This is a genomic window from Stenotrophomonas sp. GbtcB23 (assembly GCF_019091045.1).
Lineage (GTDB): Bacteria > Pseudomonadota > Gammaproteobacteria > Xanthomonadales > Xanthomonadaceae > Stenotrophomonas > Stenotrophomonas rhizophila_A.
Genome location: NZ_JAGXKC010000724.1, coordinates 1 through 233 on the forward strand (window position 1 = coordinate 1; position 233 = coordinate 233).

Annotated in this window: 1 pseudogene; it reads right to left on the reverse strand. The window is 59.2% G+C overall.

The annotated features are described in order from the left end of the window. Positions 1–233: pseudogene (locus KVS69_RS20710) on the reverse strand (DNA ligase-associated DEXH box helicase); the annotation flags it as partial.

A 233-nucleotide genomic window follows, 5' to 3' on the forward strand; every position in this document is an offset into this window, starting at 1 on the left:
CGACGTAATAATCGCAGAGTTTCGCCAGCGCGCCGTGGATGAAGATCGGTTCCGAATAACCGCAATCGCGGATCAGCCTTATGACACGCTGCGCCTTGCCGAGCGCATAGGCTCCGACGAGGAGGGTGCGTTCGGGAAAGTGCTCGAGCGAGGTGAAGAGCTTTTCGATCTCGTCCTTCGGATCCGGGTGATGGAAGACCGGCAGGCCGAAGGTCGCCTCGGTGATGAAGACA